Origin of the sequence: Paenibacillus sp. PastF-3 (assembly GCF_029893135.1) — a bacterium.
GTDB classification, from domain to species: domain Bacteria; phylum Bacillota; class Bacilli; order Paenibacillales; family Paenibacillaceae; genus Paenibacillus_AQ; species Paenibacillus_AQ nitricinens.
Map to the genome: position 1 here is coordinate 24053 of NZ_JARXWM010000002.1, position 19217 is coordinate 43269.

Annotated in this window: 22 protein-coding genes; 9 read left to right on the forward strand and 13 right to left on the reverse strand. The window is 42.6% G+C overall.

Features of this window, described 5'->3' with window-relative positions; genetic code table 11:
* The first annotated feature begins 3 nt into the window (after nucleotides 1-3).
* Together rsgA and M2444_RS04060 are read left to right on the forward strand one after the other, a co-directional pair.
* Nucleotides 4-1074 carry a ribosome small subunit-dependent GTPase A gene (rsgA, locus tag M2444_RS04055; protein ID WP_280786361.1) on the forward strand — a complete coding sequence of 357 codons (1071 nt, stop codon included), beginning with the start codon at nucleotides 4-6 and terminating at the stop codon, nucleotides 1072-1074.
* Nucleotides 1074-2090 carry a phosphotransferase gene (locus tag M2444_RS04060; RefSeq protein ID WP_280786362.1) on the forward strand — a complete coding sequence of 339 codons (1017 nt, stop codon included), beginning with the start codon at nucleotides 1074-1076 and terminating at the stop codon, nucleotides 2088-2090. Before rsgA ends, M2444_RS04060 begins: the two co-directional genes overlap by 1 nt.
* A 679-nt stretch (nucleotides 2091-2769) precedes the next feature.
* Here M2444_RS04060 and M2444_RS04065 read toward each other — a convergent pair.
* The 4 genes from M2444_RS04065 to M2444_RS04080 form a co-directional block, all read right to left on the reverse strand.
* Complete coding sequence (locus M2444_RS04065) at nucleotides 2770-3570, reverse strand: aminoglycoside 6-adenylyltransferase (RefSeq protein ID WP_280786363.1); 801 nt, start codon at nucleotides 3568-3570, stop codon at nucleotides 2770-2772.
* A gap of 92 nt (nucleotides 3571-3662) precedes the next feature.
* A complete protein-coding gene (locus M2444_RS04070) occupies nucleotides 3663-4520 on the reverse strand; it encodes a GNAT family N-acetyltransferase (RefSeq protein WP_280786364.1) in 858 nt (285 codons plus the stop codon).
* Between the two features lie 124 nt (nucleotides 4521-4644).
* Complete coding sequence (locus M2444_RS04075) at nucleotides 4645-5166, reverse strand: phosphotransferase-like protein (RefSeq protein WP_280786365.1); 522 nt, start codon at nucleotides 5164-5166, stop codon at nucleotides 4645-4647.
* A 216-nt stretch (nucleotides 5167-5382) separates the two neighbouring features.
* Entirely contained in the window at nucleotides 5383-5832 is a 450-nt protein-coding gene (locus M2444_RS04080; RefSeq protein WP_280786366.1) for a DUF1569 domain-containing protein, read from the reverse strand.
* A 318-nt stretch (nucleotides 5833-6150) separates the two neighbouring features.
* On the opposite strand from M2444_RS04080, the gene M2444_RS04085 reads away from it, so the two are divergent.
* Entirely contained in the window at nucleotides 6151-6903 is a 753-nt protein-coding gene (locus M2444_RS04085) for a YdcF family protein (protein WP_280786367.1), read from the forward strand.
* Here M2444_RS04085 and ybaK read toward each other — a convergent pair.
* The 5 genes from ybaK to M2444_RS04110 form a co-directional block, all read right to left on the reverse strand.
* Nucleotides 6892-7365, reverse strand: coding sequence for a Cys-tRNA(Pro) deacylase (gene ybaK / locus M2444_RS04090; RefSeq protein WP_280786368.1), 474 nt, complete (start codon nucleotides 7363-7365; stop codon nucleotides 6892-6894). The genes M2444_RS04085 and ybaK overlap by 12 nt on opposite strands.
* A 96-nt stretch (nucleotides 7366-7461) precedes the next feature.
* A complete protein-coding gene (locus M2444_RS04095) occupies nucleotides 7462-7713 on the reverse strand; it encodes a YolD-like family protein (protein WP_280786369.1) in 252 nt (83 codons plus the stop codon).
* A gap of 86 nt (nucleotides 7714-7799) precedes the next feature.
* Nucleotides 7800-8618 (reverse strand): SPL family radical SAM protein, encoded by an 819-nt coding sequence (locus tag M2444_RS04100; RefSeq protein WP_280786370.1) that lies wholly within the window; start codon nucleotides 8616-8618, stop codon nucleotides 7800-7802.
* Nucleotides 8615-9148, reverse strand: a complete 534-nt coding sequence (locus M2444_RS04105) for a methylated-DNA--[protein]-cysteine S-methyltransferase (RefSeq protein WP_094873016.1) — start codon at nucleotides 9146-9148, stop codon at nucleotides 8615-8617. The genes M2444_RS04100 and M2444_RS04105 overlap by 4 nt, the downstream gene beginning before the upstream one ends.
* Nucleotides 9138-9800: a bifunctional transcriptional activator/DNA repair enzyme AdaA gene (locus M2444_RS04110; RefSeq protein WP_094878441.1), complete on the reverse strand. Its 663-nt coding sequence runs from the start codon at nucleotides 9798-9800 to the stop codon at nucleotides 9138-9140. The genes M2444_RS04105 and M2444_RS04110 overlap by 11 nt, the downstream gene beginning before the upstream one ends.
* A 170-nt stretch (nucleotides 9801-9970) precedes the next feature.
* On the opposite strand from M2444_RS04110, the gene M2444_RS04115 reads away from it, so the two are divergent.
* Nucleotides 9971-10510 carry a MerR family transcriptional regulator gene (locus tag M2444_RS04115; RefSeq protein WP_094878442.1) on the forward strand — a complete coding sequence of 180 codons (540 nt, stop codon included), beginning with the start codon at nucleotides 9971-9973 and terminating at the stop codon, nucleotides 10508-10510.
* Between the two features lie 106 nt (nucleotides 10511-10616).
* Here the strand turns inward: M2444_RS04115 and aspA are convergent, their stop codons facing one another.
* Both aspA and M2444_RS04125 read right to left on the reverse strand, forming a co-directional pair.
* Nucleotides 10617-12041 (reverse strand): aspartate ammonia-lyase, encoded by a 1425-nt coding sequence (aspA, locus tag M2444_RS04120; protein WP_094873012.1) that lies wholly within the window; start codon nucleotides 12039-12041, stop codon nucleotides 10617-10619.
* A gap of 394 nt (nucleotides 12042-12435) precedes the next feature.
* Nucleotides 12436-14112, reverse strand: a complete 1677-nt coding sequence (locus tag M2444_RS04125) for a hypothetical protein (RefSeq protein WP_280786371.1) — start codon at nucleotides 14110-14112, stop codon at nucleotides 12436-12438.
* Between the two features lie 235 nt (nucleotides 14113-14347).
* On the opposite strand from M2444_RS04125, the gene kduI reads away from it, so the two are divergent.
* The 3 genes from kduI (at nucleotide 14348) to kduD (ending at nucleotide 16871) form a co-directional block, all read left to right on the forward strand.
* Nucleotides 14348-15181, forward strand: a complete 834-nt coding sequence (kduI, locus tag M2444_RS04130; RefSeq protein WP_094878444.1) for a 5-dehydro-4-deoxy-D-glucuronate isomerase — start codon at nucleotides 14348-14350, stop codon at nucleotides 15179-15181.
* A gap of 132 nt (nucleotides 15182-15313) precedes the next feature.
* Entirely contained in the window at nucleotides 15314-16069 is a 756-nt protein-coding gene (locus M2444_RS04135; protein WP_280786372.1) for a DeoR/GlpR family DNA-binding transcription regulator, read from the forward strand.
* Nucleotides 16070-16112: 43 nt separating this feature from the next.
* Nucleotides 16113-16871: a 2-dehydro-3-deoxy-D-gluconate 5-dehydrogenase KduD gene (kduD, locus tag M2444_RS04140; RefSeq protein WP_094878445.1), complete on the forward strand. Its 759-nt coding sequence runs from the start codon at nucleotides 16113-16115 to the stop codon at nucleotides 16869-16871.
* A 45-nt stretch (nucleotides 16872-16916) separates the two neighbouring features.
* Here the strand turns inward: kduD and M2444_RS04145 are convergent, their stop codons facing one another.
* Both M2444_RS04145 and M2444_RS04150 read right to left on the reverse strand, forming a co-directional pair.
* Nucleotides 16917-17351: a DUF5301 domain-containing protein gene (locus M2444_RS04145; protein ID WP_280786373.1), complete on the reverse strand. Its 435-nt coding sequence runs from the start codon at nucleotides 17349-17351 to the stop codon at nucleotides 16917-16919.
* Between the two features lie 5 nt (nucleotides 17352-17356).
* Nucleotides 17357-17878, reverse strand: a complete 522-nt coding sequence (locus M2444_RS04150) for a hypothetical protein (protein ID WP_280786374.1) — start codon at nucleotides 17876-17878, stop codon at nucleotides 17357-17359.
* 141 nt (nucleotides 17879-18019) lie between these two features.
* On the opposite strand from M2444_RS04150, the gene M2444_RS04155 reads away from it, so the two are divergent.
* Together M2444_RS04155 and M2444_RS04160 are read left to right on the forward strand one after the other, a co-directional pair.
* Nucleotides 18020-18670 carry an NUDIX hydrolase gene (locus M2444_RS04155; protein ID WP_280786375.1) on the forward strand — a complete coding sequence of 217 codons (651 nt, stop codon included), beginning with the start codon at nucleotides 18020-18022 and terminating at the stop codon, nucleotides 18668-18670.
* The gene (locus tag M2444_RS04160; protein WP_280786376.1) at nucleotides 18667-19212 is read left to right on the forward strand and encodes a GNAT family N-acetyltransferase; all 546 of its coding nucleotides are present in this window, start codon (nucleotides 18667-18669) and stop codon (nucleotides 19210-19212) included. The genes M2444_RS04155 and M2444_RS04160 overlap by 4 nt, the downstream gene beginning before the upstream one ends.
* The last annotated feature ends 5 nt before the right edge of the window (nucleotides 19213-19217 follow it).

Sequence of the window (19217 nt, forward strand, 5' to 3'; positions counted from 1 at the left end):
ACTATGATGAATCTGAAAACCTATGGCTATACAGAAATAGAAGCAATTCCCGACGGATTATTGCCCGGCAGGGTGACAGAGCTTCGGCGCGAGCGCTTCACGCTCATGACCGAGCGCGGCGAAGTAACGGCGGTGCTCAAAGGAGCATTCTATCGCAACGTGGAAACACGCGTAGATTTTCCGTGCGTCGGTGATTTCGTCTTGCTGCACTACAACGAGAGCGGAGATTCGCTCATCGTTACTGTACTGCCCCGCCGTTCCAAGTTCTCACGCGCAGATTACTCAGGGCATGCCGTAGGTTACGCCAAAACCGTACGGGAACAGGTCGTTGCAACCAACTTTGACTATTTGTTCATTCTTTCTTCTCTGAATTGGGATTTCAAGGTTACCCGCATCATGCGGTACCTGACACAAGTCAGGCAGAGCGGCAGTAAGCCAGTCGTCATTCTGACCAAGGCTGATCTCGTTGAAGATTATAATCTCCCGCTCGCAGAAGTTACACAAAGTATCCCTGATGTGCCAGTCCATGCGATCAGTAGTCATACTGGCTTGGGGCTGAACGAACTCGCTAACTACTTGATGCCTTGTAAAACAGTCGTCTTTCTCGGCATGTCCGGCGTCGGTAAATCGTCTCTGCTTAATGCATTGATAGAACAGGACGTAATGAGGGTTCAGGAGATCCGGGAGGTTGATAGCCGGGGGCGGCATACGACAACGCACCGTCAGTTATTCATGCTCCCCTCCGGTACGATGGTCATCGATACGCCGGGAATGCGTGAGCTCGGGCTTTTTGATGCCGGCGAAGGCATACGCGCAAGCTTTACCGATGTGGAGGAATGGTTCCCGCAATGCCGGTTCGCAGATTGCCGCCATCAGAGCGAGCCGGGCTGTGCCGTTCTCGCAGCGCTTGCCGACGGCTCATTGCCGCTTGAACGGTGGGAGTATTATGTTGCCCAGCAGCATGAGCACAAGTATGTCCAGGATAAAACAAGCTACCTCATCGACAAGAGGGCTCGAAATAAAACGATAGCTATGTCAAGCAAGCAAACGAAGAAAAACGGAGGATGGAAATAATGAATATTAAATTTGAAACGCTGATCTATGCCTTAAGCCGACAGTTCAAGAAGGATATTAACTCGGCTGACTTCCAAACTATGTCGTTACAGGGTGGAACTGTAGGAAATGTGCACCTGGTAAACGGGATCGCCGAAACAGCGGATGGTGAAAAAATGCCGTACCATATCGTGCTGAAAATTCAAAAGAAATGGGAACGTTACAACGATCCGAATTCCTGGCGCCGGGAATATGATCTCTATATGTCTGACTTGGGAACGACGTTCTCGGATACCTTCCGCTGGCCAACATGTTACCATGCGGAGATGAATGCCGAAGAAAATGAATTTCAGCTGTGGGTGGAATATATCGATGGCGTAACCGGTTTAGACTTAACCGGTGACATGTATGAACAGGCCGCGCTGGAGTTAGGCCGTTATCAAGGCAAGCTGTATGCGGAGAAGCCCGCTGTGCTGCAGAGCCTGACAAACCTAAGCCATGCGGATCTCATGAAGAATACGTATTTGCATTACCGGTCGTGGCCAGTCGTCTACGATTATATACGCTCGGAGGACTGTGAATTCCCGCAGCACATGCGGCAAGTGCTCATCGACATCGATGAGCACGCAGATGAGATACTCGCCCGCATCGAGCAGTTGCCACTAGTGCTATGCCACCGGGACTTCTGGGTGACCAACCTGATCTATGCCGACGGAAAAATAGCGCTCATCGACTGGGATACATGCGGATGGGGCTACCTGGGTGAGGATCTCGCAAGCTTGATTGCGGATGAAGCGGATATCGAACACATGGTCGAATACTACCAACGATGTATCCCTGCGTATTACAAAGGTTTTTCGGAGTATGCAGATGCATCCCCTATCGCCGATAATTGTGTCTTCGAAATGATCCTTCTCATATTCGGGTACAGGCTTGTAGAGTGGTATCTCCACATAGAGGACGATGACGAGAAAACAAAGTGTCTTCATACACTCCAAAAAATCCATGAAATGAAGACCAGCCCTACGCAGGGTTGACTCTAAAAAAAGAACTCCGAAACCCCTTATATATAATGGGTTTTCGGAGTTACTTTCATTACTCTCATTCGGTGAATCGACAATGGAAATACAGTCTCTTTCCATCCGCTATTAAGATGTAAATGCCCCCAATCTGCTGCATGGCTTTTAGACAAGATGACACCTTCCTGCCACCAAGCTATAAATTTAGAAGCTAATAGGAGCCAGTCGACGGAATGTAGACTACTCCCCTTGCCAAACTTCCGCATGCACTTGGCATATTCCTAAAAAAACTAATGAACTCTTCCTTCGAGTACGATGGAATATTGTCTAGATGGGACTCACCATACAACAAGATACTCTGCTCCTTGATCGTGTCCAGGGTGAACAGGTCTAATTGATTTTCCGTCCAGACGGATTCGCGCTTTGTTCCCACCATAAGCCACTGCCCTTTTCACCATTCAACATATTAATCGTAAGAAAGGCACCTTCAAGCATATCGGTATAGAGGTTGGGGATTTGTCTATCGACGGATCTTCTAAGAAGGGATGATCTATAATTAGATCTTTGTTTGTTTAAAAGTTCGATGTGTATGGCCGAAACTATAATACTACATAAATGCAATCCTATAGCTATCAGTATAATACTAGCGTTTCCGTACTTATGTATCTGCGATCACTCACAATAGCCCATGTAATTCTTATGGGTTGGTATCCGCTAAACTTTCGCCTTCTTTAGATTGTAATAGCATGACATGAGCCTCTGCTACGGCATTACGAAACAACTTGTCTGTCAATTCGATGCGATCCACTATATCTTCTACGGTTTTTACACCATATAGCTTTTCCAAGGTTAGTACCACTTCGACAGGAAAATCCCGAGATGCATGAACCAAGAAGCTGTCAGCTTGGAATGGTGTATAGATTATCCGAAGTACATCTACAAGTGGATTCACAACATACTTATGATAGTAAATCAACGACTCTAGAAAAAGCCCGCGTTTTGTATATTTAACAGCTCGGTTCCTTTGACTGTAAATACCCTGAGCATGTAACAATTGTGATTGAAGTTGTGAATGGTGAGTCGTATGATCAACGTTTTGATACTTCACGATACCTGTCTTATCTATCAATATAACTGGTACGACGGTTTTGTCTTCGTTAATGAATAAAACAGGGACACTCTCACTTTGGATCGTCACGTCAACTAAGAGACTATCTGCTGACTCCTGTAGGTGGTAAACCTTGTAGCGGTTATTTGTGGGTCGACCCGTTTCTTCATAAGCAATATCTACTTCTCCTAATTGACGCATACAGGCATCCAATCGGGTGAATGCAGCATCTATGTAGCCTTCTTTCGCATAGCACACCAAATCGATATCAGAATACTCGTCCAAAGTTTTAGTACCATCTGAACCCTCTAGCCAAATAGCTAAAATATATTCTTCAATTCCAAGGTCTGATACAATTGCGTTTAGAATGGTCTCACGGTTAATCGTCATAGCTAAACCTCCCCTGTATTTTCATCTAATAATAGTTTTATCACCGATTCACTTCTGTCATTTTGGAAAGTTTCCGTTTTAAGCTCTCTTTTTTAATAATTGAATCTTTTCAAATAATCACTAATTATACTCTGATCCTGATGCCACCATAACATTGGAAAATCATATTTTTTTGCAAACCCTAACTTTTTCGCTAGCTGTATCGATCGTTCATTGCCAGCGTCACAATTATAATTCGGCACTAGATTATGGTTCAGACAATGTTCGATAAATGCTACACTCGTGAGTGTTGCTAGCCCTTTATTCTGGTATTCATCCACGGTTACGATATCGATATCTGCATACCCTCCACCTACAAAATAAGAATTACAAACACTTGCAAAATCATCATTCACCATAAGACAGTAACCAAATCCTCGATCCGCAAATTGTTGTGCCGAACTCCATAGCGAATCATAAGAAGCGTCCATTTCATTTTTGTATTTATCGAATAGCGCCTTATCCATCTGTTTCATAACAAATTGTTCTTGCAATGCGTTAGGTTTTTTTAGATGTTGGAATTTGGATAGATCGAATGTAAAAGAAGAACGGTGCAATAATACAGTCTTTCCCGCTAAACATTCGCTAATTTGAAACAGTAGTTCCGGTGTTGAAGCATAAAGATCGTAGTATTTTGAATGATTTTGATCATTCCGCAAAAATTCAACTACATCACTCATAAAGCATTCATTGTCGCCCCTCTTAACCAAAAAATACTGTCCATATGAATTGATAATAAGACTGCAGGTAGGATTTTCGTTATGATCAACGAACACTTTTCCAGATTGATTTCGCTCAATTACGGAATATGCAAACACAGGTTCATATGCTAGATTTTTCAACAGTGGCAGAACGTGAGCGTAGTTTTCTTTAGATAATTCTATCATTTCATCTCTCCCTTCAAATTTCATCTTTAAATAAGCTCCTTGTTAAATTAACCTGAACACAGTTGAACAAATAAAAACGGCTGCCGAAGCAACCGCTATCATACTAACCTTCCCCGTTACCGGAATGTGTCACCTCGGGCATAGTAATTCAAACTTCATCTTCAAATATACTTTTTAAAATCAAATCTGCGCATTCTTCGGAAGTGTTTAAATGTGTGTTGACTTTACAATTATACCGGATATCTTTTGCCATGATTTTGTGTTGCCATTCAGACTGGTCCTCGGTTCTATTTTCTCGTGCAATATTTCTTTGACGGCAAATGTCTAAAGGGCAAAACACATCAACAATGTATAATGGGTACCCGGAAAATATATTGTTCACTTTTTCATAATGTGGTTTCAACTCAGCTCTATCTACCATAATGCCATCAATAAGCACATTTTTACCAAGGTCAGAAAATAATTTGGCTGTATGATACATCATGATAATTGCTTCACTTAAATACTTCCAATAATCTTCACGAAGATAACGTTCACCTATCATTTCTTCAAAAAGGTCATTGGCAACAACATAAAAAAATTCATGTGATTTTAACTGTAAAGCATCTACTATTGATGTTTTTCCAGAACTCGTAACACCGTTTAAAAATACGATTCTACCCTTGTTCATCCTGTTAATACCCCTTATCAATTCAATTAGTTCCATTTTAATATTCAAACTTCAAATATGGAAATAAAAAACAACTATAATTGAACTATACTACCGTTAGTGAACAAATAAAAAACGGCTGCCGAAGCAACCGCTATTCCTCTATCGAGTCCTGTTAGCACAACGAAACAGAGTTACTGCACTAAACTGAACAATTATTATTCATTTCAAAAAATACTAAGCACCAAATTGTCTTAAATGATGGTCTAGATGTTTATAAATCCCTTTACCCCATTGCTCAGGAGTGAACTTTCCAAAAAAAGGATGAGGATGGGACGAACATTTCTCTGGACCGTTACTTTGGAAAGTTAAAATCTTTTGTTTCAGTTCTTCTTTTTCTGTCATAAAGTCTCTTTCATCTAAAATAAGTATGCTCGGAATTGTTGACATATTATGTGGTACCGGCTTCTCATTATAGAAAATAGAATTCACAAACCTTCCTATTAGCCTTCCTAGCCAATATCTAGGGGGAAAGGAATTTCCTAATGCGATGTCTTGAAATGCTGAGCAGTGAGCCAACATTTGAGCAACGTTCATTGTTCCCCATTGTGGTTTTGAATTTGGACTCAAATTCTCGATACGTTTTAGTATTTCTGCTGTATGTAATTCGTTGTATATATTTTTCATTAGCACTCTCCATTAAATTTATCTTTTGTATACGTGAATTTGACTCGCTCAATGAAAATCCGTTTAAGGATCCTCTTGTTTGTCTATCGTATTCATGATTGTATCATTACAATTCGACAGCATGCTGTCAATCTAATATTTACCATTTGCCATCATTCTATCCTTTGCTCATTATCCTGCCCGTTAGTTGAATAAGACAGCAGAAAGCTTCACATCAAATAAAAAAAGACCGAAACGGCCTTTTGTGCAACTTTCGAACACCCCAACTCATGTTACAATACAACCTGAACTCATACTTTACGAAGGCGGTTGATACTGTTGATTTACATCATCAAATTTGTATACAGCTTTGTGCTTCCTCCAGGACTTTTCATCCTACTTCTGCTCGGTCTTGTCATTTGGTTATGGAAAAAGAACCGTCGTCCTGCGCTTGTCTTGCTTGGCATTACACTGCTTATGTATTTCTCCATGACTTCCTTAGTCAGCGATGCGTTAATCGGAGGTTTAGAACGAAAATATCTTCAACCGGATACATTGCAAGGAGATGTCATCGTTGTGCTTGGTGGAGGTGCAAGCTCCGGGACACCGGATATGGATGGCGAGGGCAACTTATATGGATCAGCAGCAAATCGGCTAATTACAGCTGTACGACTACATCATGCGAGTGATTTACCCATCCTATTCTCTGGTGGACAAGTCTTCTCCGACAGCGGCAATGAAGCGGATATCGCCAAAAGACAACTCCTTGGACTCGGTGTCCCCGAAGAGGATATCCTGACCGACAATCAATCTCTTAATACGGAGCAGAATGCTGTAAATACCGCCGCAATCCTACAAGAGAAGGGACTTAAGCGTCCTGTACTAGTCACATCAGGGTTTCATATGCCCCGCTCGATGCAGCATTTCAAGAATGCAGGGCTAACAGCGCAAGCTTTTCCTACAGATTATATCGCCAGCGCTGAATTTTCGTTACAACCCTCAAAGTTCACTCCTTCGCCAGGAGCCATCTCCACTACAGGCACAGCCTTGAAGGAGTATTTAGGTCTTCTTGTTGCTCATCTATTTAATTAGATCTGTGAATTTCGCATTGGTTACCCCTGCAAGAAGCTGCGGTGATACATCCATTTGTTGACCAATTTTCCCGGCGCTAACGGCTATCGTTTCCTGACTTTCTGCACCGCTATCAATGAACGTTGGATATAGCTTTTTCATACCGACTGGTGAACATCCACCACGGATATAACCCGTCCACTTCTGTAAGTCTTTCACTGGCAGCATCTCAATCTTTTTCTCTCCGGCGGCCTTGGCCGCCTTTTTGAGATCCAGCTCCTCAGCAACCGGTATAACAAATACATAAAGATTTGCTCCGCTATGAGCGACCAAAGTTTTAAAAACCGTCTCAGCCGCCTTTCCAATCTTCTCCGCAACTGCCGTACCATGGATTAGTCCATCCTCGTTGTCATAAACAAACACTTCATATCCAATTTTCTTCGCATCTAGCATTCGCATCGCATTGGTTTTAGTTACTGTCATATCTGATCTACCTCTCTTTAATCTATTCGATACTATATGGTCAAAGAGGCCCCAAAGCCAACATGGCTCACAGGACCTCTTATTGCTGCGTTCCCATTAATCTCTGGGATAATTAACTTGCATAATATCCATAAACGGAACTTTTTCGATACCTTCGTTTTTACCGATGTGTACTTTTCCAGTCCGTGAATCCATTTCAACAATTGTTCCACGTACCTGATCTTCTTTTCCCCATACGGTTAATAAGATCTCAGAACCTTCTTGCTTGGCTTCAACTAACTGATTGCCTAGCTCCTCAAGTACAAATTCATCTCTCGTGGGCCGTTTGGCCACTTTTGCTTTTGCCACTCTACTCCTCCAATAAGCGATTACGGGTATTAAGTATTATAAAATACTAAGTCTGAATGCTCCCGTTTATTATAACATGTTTCAGTTTAAGGCTCGAACCCCTTCTGGCTCAAGAACAGCTCATCTTCAGAAAAAACATTCCGGAGTCCATCGTACACCCTACGATATGCCGCTGGATCATACCAATCTTCCAGTTGCAGCTCTTCATAAAGGGAATAAATACCTAATCTCCGTGTACGTTTCCCTCCACTGCCATCTCCCATAAAATAATCGTCGATACAGACTCTATTCACCAAGCTCCTTAGGATCTCTGGAAAAGACGTACTGCTCGGCAATACCGGAGCGATGGTAGCTTGAACAGGAACGCCCGCTTCACGCAGTAATTGCAGTGTCTTTAATCTTGCAGATATGGGCGGAGCACTTGGTGTGAATTTTTTGCGAATATCTTCACGATCCGTCTCTACAGTCATACTCACGCGAACCTTATCTTCTAAGCGTAATAATAAATCTATATCTCTGCGTACGAGCGGACTGCGCGTCTGCACGAACAGAAAATCGGGCGGGGTCTCCACCATAACCTCCAGCAAAGCTCTGGTTACCTGCTCCTTATGCTCTATCGGTTGGTAAGGATCTGTGCTAGAGGACATAAAGATGGAGACCGGTCCTTTAGATTTTGCTTTCTGGAGTTCTTTGCGCAAAATAGCTGCGGCTTCTTGTTTGACATCTACCCACGTTCCCCATTCCTCTTGACGGAACAGTGAAACGGGCATTTGACGCACATAACAATAAGAACAGCCATAAGTACAGCCGGTATATGGATTTAAAGAATGACTGTATCCGTTCAGATAACCCGTCCCTTTATTTAGTAAGGTCTTTGGGGTCTTGTACTGGATCTCATTGTTCATAATGTTTGAGCAGTCTTTCCACTTTCCAAATGAAGCAGCCTCGTCTTCATCTCTAATCCCCCGCGGTAGCCAGTTAATGTTCCATTCTTGCCAATCACTCGGTGGCAGGGCACCGTAATTAGTATCGGATTTGCACCTATGGCTGTCCCTACCGCGCGTACTGCAGCAGGCTTTTGAATATATGTGGCGATGTCCGAATAAGACCACGTTTGTCCATATGGAATTTCACATAACGCTTTCCACACCGCGAGTTGAAATGGAGTCCCACGATAGTCAAAAGGAATGCTAAATGCTTGCCGTACCCCTTGCAAATATTCGATCAGTTCCTGTACAAATGGAACCATTTTCTCATCGTCCTGCACCAGTTCACTTTCAGGAAATCTACGGCTGATCCAGTCACTCATCTCTTCGAATGGCTTCTGCTGCGACCCCACATAACTTAATCCTTTCTCCGACGCTGCGATATAGAAACTCCATTCCTTATAAGTTAGCAATGTCCAGTATATGATTGCACTTGGTCTACTCTCCATTTTTCTGTACCCCCAAGAATAATTCAGAATGATTCGTTAATTCTAATTTGTTAAGCTGTCGATACTTCGTTGGGGTAAGCCCCGTCTTTTTCTTAAATAAGGTAATAAAATACGACGTATTTGGCAGACCCACATGTAATCCAATATCAGCTATATCCCGATCCGTGGTAACCAAATATTCAGATGCCTGAACGATTCTCTTTTGCTGTATATAATCCACTGGCGTGATTCCAGTTACTTTCTTGAAGGTTCGATGCAGATGATAAGGGCTTCCATGACAGACTTCTGCCAGCGTTTCAAGAGTAAGAGGTTCATGATAATGTTTGTCGATATATTCAGTCATTACAGCCACCCACTCCTTATCCGGCAGCCGCTCACCCGTCGGTTTGCATCTTTTACAGGGACGAAATCCAGATTCTAATGCTTGTTCTGCATTTTGAAAGATACGTGCATTCTCCCGGTTAGGTGCTTTGGACTTGCAGGAAGGTCGGCAAAAGATTCCCGTAGTCTTCACAGCATAAAAGAATTTTTCGTTATAAGCTGCATCATTTTGCAAAATAGCCTGCCATTGCTCCTCAGTCATCTTTTCCACTTCTCCACTCTTATCCATACGCTTCACCTCTAAACCAAGTATACCCCGCTTCAGGGTCATCTGTACTCATTCTAGAATGTAAAAGCAAGATAGTGAAATCCAAGAATGGTGAGATTGCTCGTAATTACACTTTGTTTATCGAATCCGCACTTCCTTTGTCAACCGTGCAGGGAGCAGCAATTGAACAACGAATTACTCATAACATGACTACCTGAACTGGAGGAATCAAAATGGAAATTTTGAAAACAAAGGATGCCGCAGAGCTGTTGTCTGTTAGCCAAACAACGATCAAACGTTGGGCTGCTATGTTCCCTGATTTTTTTCCAAAGGACCGATTTGGCCACTATACTTTTTCAGAGCAGCAAATCAGCTTGCTCACACATATTAAAGAATGTATTAATCACGGAGAACCACTGGAAGGTATTCAATTACCTGTCTCGAATGAAATTCAAATATCCAAGTCACCGCAAGATCCACTACATTCCACAGACACTGAGCCTATGCAAGATATATTGTCCCGGATTCATTATATTGAACGCACCCTTGATCAAAAAGCCGACGAAGTAGTCATGATACAGTTACTTCAGCAGCGTGAGGAGCTTGAGGATCTGCGGATAATGATCAAACAATTAGCGGCAACCCTAGAACCCATGCAAGCTACAAAAGTCAACGTCTTCACGTCAAATGAAGCTTCCCATCCCGTTACTAGTACAAGAATACCCTCTCCACCGAGGAAGCGCGGGCTATTACGCTCATTCTTTTTCCTGTAAGCCTGAAACACAAAAGAACCTACTTCTAACTAACGTTGAAGTAGGTTCTTATTAAATATCGTAGCACATGGATGACAAAGTCAGCGATTAACGGTTAGGTAATCCCCTATTGCTTCTGCAATAAAGCTGAGCCTGCGATTCCTGGATGCGTCATTTCGTATGGGTCCAGAATCAGATTGAGCTCTTCCTCGGATAGCACATTATACTTAAGGCACAAATCACGAACAGATTCTCCTGTCAAAATCGCCTCACGAGCAATACGAGAAACCACTTCGTAGCCCAAATGTGGGTTAACTGCGGTAATGATTCCGACACTCCGCTCCACATCCCGCTCTAGCTTCTCTTTATTGGCTTCAATACCAGCCAGACAGAAATCTGTGAAGACTTGGAAGGAGTTGTTCATGATGCTGATGGACTGAATGAGATTAAACACTAGAACTGGCTCCATAACATTCAGTTCCAGTTGACCCGCTTGGGAAGCCAGACAGATTGTATGGTCATTTCCTATCACTTGAAAAGCCACCTGATTGATGACCTCCGCCATTACTGGATTGACTTTACCTGGCATAATGGAGGAACCTGGCTGACGTGCAGGGAGTGAAATTTCATTAAATCCTGTCCGCGGACCAGAAGCCATGAGCCGAAGATCATTAGCAATCTTGGACATGTTCATCATACAGACTTTTAGGGCAGCAGATACTTCTGTGTATGCATCTGTATTTTGCGTAGCATCCACAAGATGATCTGCAGTAACTAGCGGCAATCCACTTATTTCAGCCAAATGCTCTACAACCACTTCGATATATCGAGGGTCAGCATTTAATCCAGTTCCTACAGCCGTTGCCCCCATATTCACTTCATACAAATGATGACGTGTATGTTCAATACGTTTGATATCTCTCTCAAGTACTCTGCGATAAGCCTCGAACTCTTGGCCCAGACGAATCGGCACTGCATCTTGTAGATGCGTGCGTCCCATTTTTATAACCGGATCGAATTCCTTGGCTTTGTCTGCAAATACCTCATGCATTCTGCGCATAGTAATAAGCAGTTGTTCCAGAAGAGAAAGCGTCGCAATATGAATAGCCGTAGGGAATGCATCATTTGTAGACTGTGCCATATTCACATGAGAGTTGGGACTTAAATGACGATAGTCTCCTTTTTCATGACCAAGCAGCTCTAATGCTCGGTTAGCAATGACTTCATTGGCATTCATATTTAACGAGGTACCTGCACCACCCTGTATAGGGTCTACAATAAATTGTTCGTGCCATTGACCTTCGATGATCTCATCTGCTGCTTTCACAACAACTTCTCCAAGCCCACGATAGAGCCTGCCAATTTCCATATTTGCAAGCGCAGCGGCTTTCTTTACGATCCCCATCGCTTTGATTAATTCATTGTGCACTCTATAACCCGTAATTGGAAAATTCTCTACTGCGCGTAATGTCTGAATCCCATAGTATGCGTTCTTATCTACTTGTTTGCTGCCTAGAAAATCATTTTCTACACGAAATTCAGTTCCTGTCACAGTAAATCCCTCGCATTCTTTGAGTTAGGTTTGATCGGATTTAAGAAAGCGCATTCATACATATGTCTCACTTAGATATTAACCTTTATTGTGATAAATGTCTCTCATAAAATTAGAGATTAATGTAATTAATTTCAAATAAGATCACGAAAGCCTTGCCCTTAAAGGAAAGCTGGTTTTTATTAGGAGTAAATTTCCAAATAAAGCTATAGCATAGTATGCACACTAATTAGATTCTATTGCAGTAAATGCATTAGAAGTTCATCGGGCTTTTTGCACACGGACTCTAAAGTGAAATCGAATCATAACTGTTCATATCGGATTATTACATAAAAAAAGCCGACCTTAAGGTCGACTCTATCCAAACTTTACTCACAAATATGTTGAGTTCTTATTAAACCGTATAGTTCTCCAAATAGATCTTCTCACCATTCAGCAAAGCTCGCGGTGGCTCTGACTCGCTCTTCATACTCAAATGCAATCTATCGCCATTACTGGTCGTATAATGAGCCGCCAATCCGTCTTCCGTCTCAAATCGGGGTTCATTATGGGCCATAGCTATTACAAATGCATCCAGTCCGATGATTCCACGCTCTGCAGACTCCTTAACACCGATCGCCTCAACGATCACCCCACCCGGCATCCCTGTAGCTGTTACCTCAATGTATCCCTTATGTTTTTGCAGATGATATAGATGAGATAGATATATTGCGAAATAGACATCGCCAACGTGACCGAACAAGGCGTTCAGGCCTTGCATCCACTCCCCGTGAGGAAGAACACCGATAATCGTATTTTTTTCCCCCTGAGGAATGGGAAATAAAGAAATAACTACATTTTTGTGATAAAGGACCTCCATATAACGACTCTGATGGCGAGGATCTCCCGAATTGTAGTATTGACCTGGGTGGAAGAAATACAGCTGGTTCCCCCCACCCTCTCCACTTACAGGCAAGGAAAAAGCCCACCGGAGCTGTTCATTGTCGAATTCTTCTACTCGCTCCCACATCCCGCCTGCTGCATAATCCTCTGTAATATAGGCATAAGAATGAAGCAACGGTTGAGCGTTCGGATCTGCTGGGACTACCTTCTGTGTAATCTTAGTGGTTTCCACAGGCGTCTGGCGATTCATTGCAGCTGTTAAAGCCTCATTTGGTGCTTTATAGAACAGGAGTCCAGCGTATTCCGTACGTGGCATTGCCACTGAAAGCTTGAAGTCCCCGAATTGAATATAGTCATGAAGCACATTAGCATCTCCTGGTACATCATGTGGCCAACCTCTAGAATGTGCACCCACCCAAGCTCCGCGTAAATAAAACTCAGCTCTTACCATCCAAAGATGATCAAGCATCTCTTTAAGAGTAGTTATTAAATCCGTATCCTCTGTTGGGACAAGCTCCAAAGCGCAGGTAAACGCTTGTATCCAATGCCAGAACCACGGGAGACTGCCGTATTCTGGCATCCCCTTAGAGCGGATGTACGTCAATGTGTCCTTCAAACTTTGCCGACCATCTTCAACGAGCACATCATCTGCAAACATAGTGCCAAAAATCAGCTTTGCTGCTGTATATTTCGCTTCATGATGTCCAAAAGTGATTACCGGCTTACGGTAGAAACCACTCCGATAAATGTGTCCAAATGCTGTATTCAGGACAATGCGAAGTTGAGCGTTTAGTGCTCCACCATATCTTTTGCAAAAGTAAACCAGCAAGCTGCCCATAATTTCCACAGGTAACTCATGCGGTGAAGCCTCACGTGGAACCGGATTCAATCCAAGCGGCCAGTGCCCGTATAGCTCCGTGCCAGGTTGACGATTCTGTAGCATTAATGTCTCAAGCAACACATCCTGTGCCTTCTGCTTTGCTTCTTCCCGGTCAAAAGGCAACGACAAAGAATCATCTACTGCAGCTGCAAAAAGATATGAGGCATAATAAAAGTTATTTCGCACATCATCGTGGAACCAGAGTCCACTCTCAAGCAGAGGCCGTCTCTGCGCTTCCAGCGCTATACTTATAATGATTTCTTGTTGACGGTCCTGATAAGTACTCTGAATCCCATTCGACTCTAGCATTCAAGTTCAACCTCCCACATCTCAATTTTCAATAGTATGATAACAATCCTATAAATGAGAACTAAGCATTTTAGATCTATTGTGCACACTTTTCGTTCATTTTGCAATTATTAAAACTTATAAATAAACTATAATGAACCAATATATAAAAATAAACACTTGTAAAATGAACATAAATGGAGTAAATTGTACCTATACGAACGAAAATATGCTTTTGAAGGAGATTGAATAATCCATGGAAAGACGTTTTGCATCCCATCCTAATGAAGTTAAGCAGTTTGACACTGAGCGCCTCCGCAAGGAATTCCATATTCCTGTCATTTTTGCACCCGATGAACTGAAACTAGTACTTACCCATGAGGATCGTATGATCGTTGGCGGTGCTAATCCTGTTAAGGAAGAAGTTGCACTTACAACTGACCTTAAAGAACTTGGGGTTACTTACTTCTTGGAGCGCCGTGAGCTAGGGATCATCAATGTTGGCGGTAAAGGGGCGGTTATTGTCGATGGTACAGAATATGAAGTAGATTTCAAAGAATGTCTGTATGTTGGTCAGGGTTCTAAAGATGTTATCTTCAAAAGTGCAGACGCTTCCAAGCCCGCTAAATTTTATTTGAATTCTGCACCTGCCCACCAGTCCTATCCAACTACTAAAACCACTCTGGCTGAATCCGAATCCGGTGCGATGGGCGGTTTGGAGAACTCCAACGAGCGTACCATTCACCGGTTCATTCATACAAACGGCGTACAAAGCGCTCAGCTAGTTATGGGTATGACTCAACTGAAGCCAGGTAGCATGTGGAATACGATGCCGGCACATACACATCCACGCCGGATGGAAGCTTATTTCTATTTTGATCTACCGGACGATTCCGTTGTGTTCCACTTGATGGGAGAGCCTAATGAAACTCGCCATATCGTAATGCAAAACGAACAAGCGGTTATTTCCCCAAGCTGGTCCATCCACAGTGGTGTTGGTACTCATAACTATACTTTTATCTGGAGTATGGCTGGCGATAATAAAAGATATGATGATATGGACCCCGTATCCATGAAAGAACTACAATAGAGACAAGCTAAAACGCCTTCGGCGTCCTTTTAAGGACGATAAGCGTTTGTGCGGGAATTATAAGGAAGAGTCTAACGTGAAACTTAAACTTTCTTATAATTTTAATCAATTACGGAAAGCTGAGGCAAGCGGATGAACCCGATACGACGACATGAGATGATTATGGAAGTTATGCTGAACCAAAAAGATGTAACGGTGAATGAACTGAGCGATAAGCTACAGGTTACGGGAAAAACAATTCGTGAGGATTTGAGCAAGCTGGAGGAGCAAGGACTGATTGTACGTGTACATGGCGGAGCTGTGCTGGCACAAAGCGACCAGTTTGGTATTTTGCCCTCTAAGGATCCACTGGATAAGTATTCCGACGAAAAAACGGAGATCGCCTTGCGCGCGCTTGCCCATATTGAAAAGGACGATATTATAGCTCTTGACGGCGGGAGCACAACGCTTGAAATTGCCCGACGCCTGGACAATATGCCTCTAACGGTAGTCACCAATGATGTATACATCATCAGCGAACTGGTTCTCAAAGATCATATTCGTCTCGTCGTTCCTGGGGGGTACCGTGTCCGCAATATGTTGGCCGGCCCTGAAGCCGTCTCCTATGTGCAACAACTTAATATTCAAAAAGCATTTCTGTCCTCGACAGCTATTCATATCGAACATGGACTTTCTATTTATACAGGAGATTTAATTGAGTTTAAGCAAGCCCTTGTGTCTACTGCCCGTAAAGTGTTCGCGGTTGTGGATCATCATAAATTCGGCCAAACTGCGCTGCGTACATTCGCTTCTCTGCAGGAAGTTGACGTTATCTTAACAGATAAAGGACTCTCTCCCGAAACGGCAGAACAGTTCCGCGGTGCAGGCGTTGCCATTGAATGTGAGTAATAACCGGAATTAAATCCATTTAATCAAAGGGGCGTAATTTATAATGTCATCATCATTATTCAGCTTGGCAGGTAAAACAGCACTCGTAACCGGTGCAGCTCAAGGTCTTGGACAAGGCATTGCCCTTGCCTTCGCAGAAGCAGGTGCGGATATAGCAGCCGTATCACTTAATACAAGTCAAGAAACCGTAAACGCTGCAAAAGCTTTTGGCGTAAAAGCGGTTAGCATCGAATCTGACTTAAGTGATCATAGCAACCTGCAAAACACATTTGACCAAGCACTTGAACTGACTGGTCATGTTGACATTCTCGTGAACTGTGCAGGAATGATCCGCCGTACTCCGGCAAAAGACCATAGTGAAAAAGACTGGTTCGATGTTATTAACCTGAACTTGAACACCGTGTTCCTTCTGTCTCAGATCGCTGGCCGCCACTTCCTGGAAAGAGGATCCGGCAAAATCATTAACATCGCCTCTATGCTCTCCTATCAAGGCGGAATCAATGTCCCTGGCTACACCGCGAGTAAGCATGGGGTTGCAGGTCTTACTAAAGCTTTTGCCAATGAATGGGCAGGCTCCGGTCTGAACATCAATGCGATTGCACCAGGCTACATGGCGACTGAAAATACAGCTCCGATCCGTGCCGACCAAAGTCGTTCGGACGCGATCTTAGATCGTATTCCAGCTGCACGTTGGGGAACACCAGATGATCTAAGAGGTCCTGCTGTATTCTTGGCTTCCGCAGCTTCAGACTATTTGAATGGTCATATTCTTAATGTTGACGGTGGATGGATGGCAAGATAAATAACCTAAAACATTTAACCCGCTGCCTGTGGCAACGGGTTATTTTTACTTAAACAAGCTTGTAATGGATTCCCCATCAAATTTACTTGTAATCTTAAAATTTCCAGAGTGATACTTACTATTACTAGATCGATCGCTGAAATACAAGTAATCTGTGCCATAGAGTGTCATTCCAAAGCGCTGATCTTTATTTACATATATTCTTATCCAATAGGTCTCCGCAGGTCGTTCGGATGCACCACTTCTTTTTAATTTCACGTCAGAAAACTCATGTATGATCTTTTCAATTTCTTTCGGGTCATCCACTTTAATATCTTGTTCATTAGAACTCTTAAGAACTCTAACGGAGGTGATTTGAGTAGCATCGATTCGATCCAGTACAAGATTTTGAAATGAATTATAACTGTGATATAAGGGAACTCCATAAAGAAGCAGATTTATTACTATAAGAAATAATAAAAATAATTTACTTTTTTTCATAATTATTAGCCTTCTATCTCCACAAATTCTCCCGGATGTGCACGAATATACTCGCCAATCAATCGGTGGCTATTTTCGGCTATGTTCTTAAACCGTTCAAATAAACCACTCATCCCTCTCAACAACTCAGGGTCACGATCGAGATCCGTGAGGGTAGCATCAACCCACTGTATTCCAAGTCGATTGTTTCTTTCTTCGAGAAATGCCTTTGTTTCCTGAAGCAAAAGTTGCATTGGTTCGTCGCCAAAAAATCGTATACCTCCCATCACTCCTGTCCAATACCCCGGCTGGTCTTGCATGTAAGAAATCCAAGCATAATACTCCCCTTCGGAATTACGGCTGTGATCATGCATTACTCTGAACATACAAAGTGCTTTCTGTCCATCTGTGAGCTTTGAGATCACTTCGGATTTGATCGATGGTGATTTTGCGCGAATCTGCTGAAAGGTAGGCTCCATACAGGCCCATCCTAATCTTTCATCACTTAAAGTGTCCAAATCCTTCTGCTTCATGGTTACTAAATTCATTTAACTCCTCCTTTGATTAACATCCAAAAATATACATTTCATTCTAGCTGTTGTCAATAAGAACCTCCTAACATTCAGGGTAATTCGAATGTTTTTATGATAGGCTTTAGGAAGAAGAAATCATCATAAAGGAGCTTTTCTATGCATAATGAGATACTTACCATTTTTGATGAAGGAGGCAACCGAACAGGTACGGCTCCACGTGAAGAGGTGCATCGGTTAGGACATTGGCATGAGACTTTCCACTGCTGGTTTATAAGCAAAGATCAGGAAATACCCTATATCTACTTACAACTTCGCAGTGAACAGAAACAAGATTATGCGGGACTACTGGACATCACGGCCGCAGGACATTTGCTAGCAAACGAAACTGTAGAAGATGGAACACGTGAGGTTCATGAAGAGCTGGGACTAGAGCTATCTTTTGAAGACCTGATCCCGCTAGGGACAATTCCTTACAGTATGAGAAAAGAAAACCTTATCGATAATGAACGAGCGCATGTCTTTGTTTATAACAATCCCTATCGTCTAGAAGATTTTCAGCTACAAAAAGAAGAGGTCACCGGCATTGTCAAAGCTAAGTTCTCTGATCTCCGTAGATTTTGGCAGGGAGAAATACATTGTCTACAAGTCAACGGTTTTCAAATCGATGCGCATGGACATAGAATTACCATTGAGCAGGATGTAGACAAAACCCATTTTGTACCCCATGAAGTGAGTTATTATACTCGTATTATCGAGGGTATCGAGGCAATATTTCTAAAATCAGCAGTAGTAACGGAGGACAAATGATTATTAATCAACGAACATTTGCCGTGAAAGGAACCCAATACACCATTAGATCTGCAAACACTACGGATGCTATGACATTGTCCAAATTAAGAGTACAAATCGATGGGGAGACCGAGAATTTAGACAGAGAACCAGGGGAGGCTTTTATAGACGAAATAGGGTTTCAGCAGCTAATTCAATCTGATTCAGAGAAACTACGTAACTTATTTCTAATCGCGGTAGTTAATGATCAAATCGTTGGGTTCTCTAGATGCGAAGGTCATTCATTAGCAAGATCGGCTCATAAAGTCGAGTTCGGAGTATGTGTGCTGCAGGATTATTGGGGTTATGGAATTGGAAAAAATCTTTTATCAGAATCTATTGCTTGGGCCGACGCTAACGGTATCCAAAAAATCACTTTAAATGTCCTCGAAACAAATGACAAAGCTATTACCCTTTATCAGAAGCTTGGCTTTGAGATCGAGGGAATATTAAAGAATGATAAGATTCTTGCAGACGGAAAATTCTATAACACGATTATGATGGGACGATTTATAGATTAATTTTA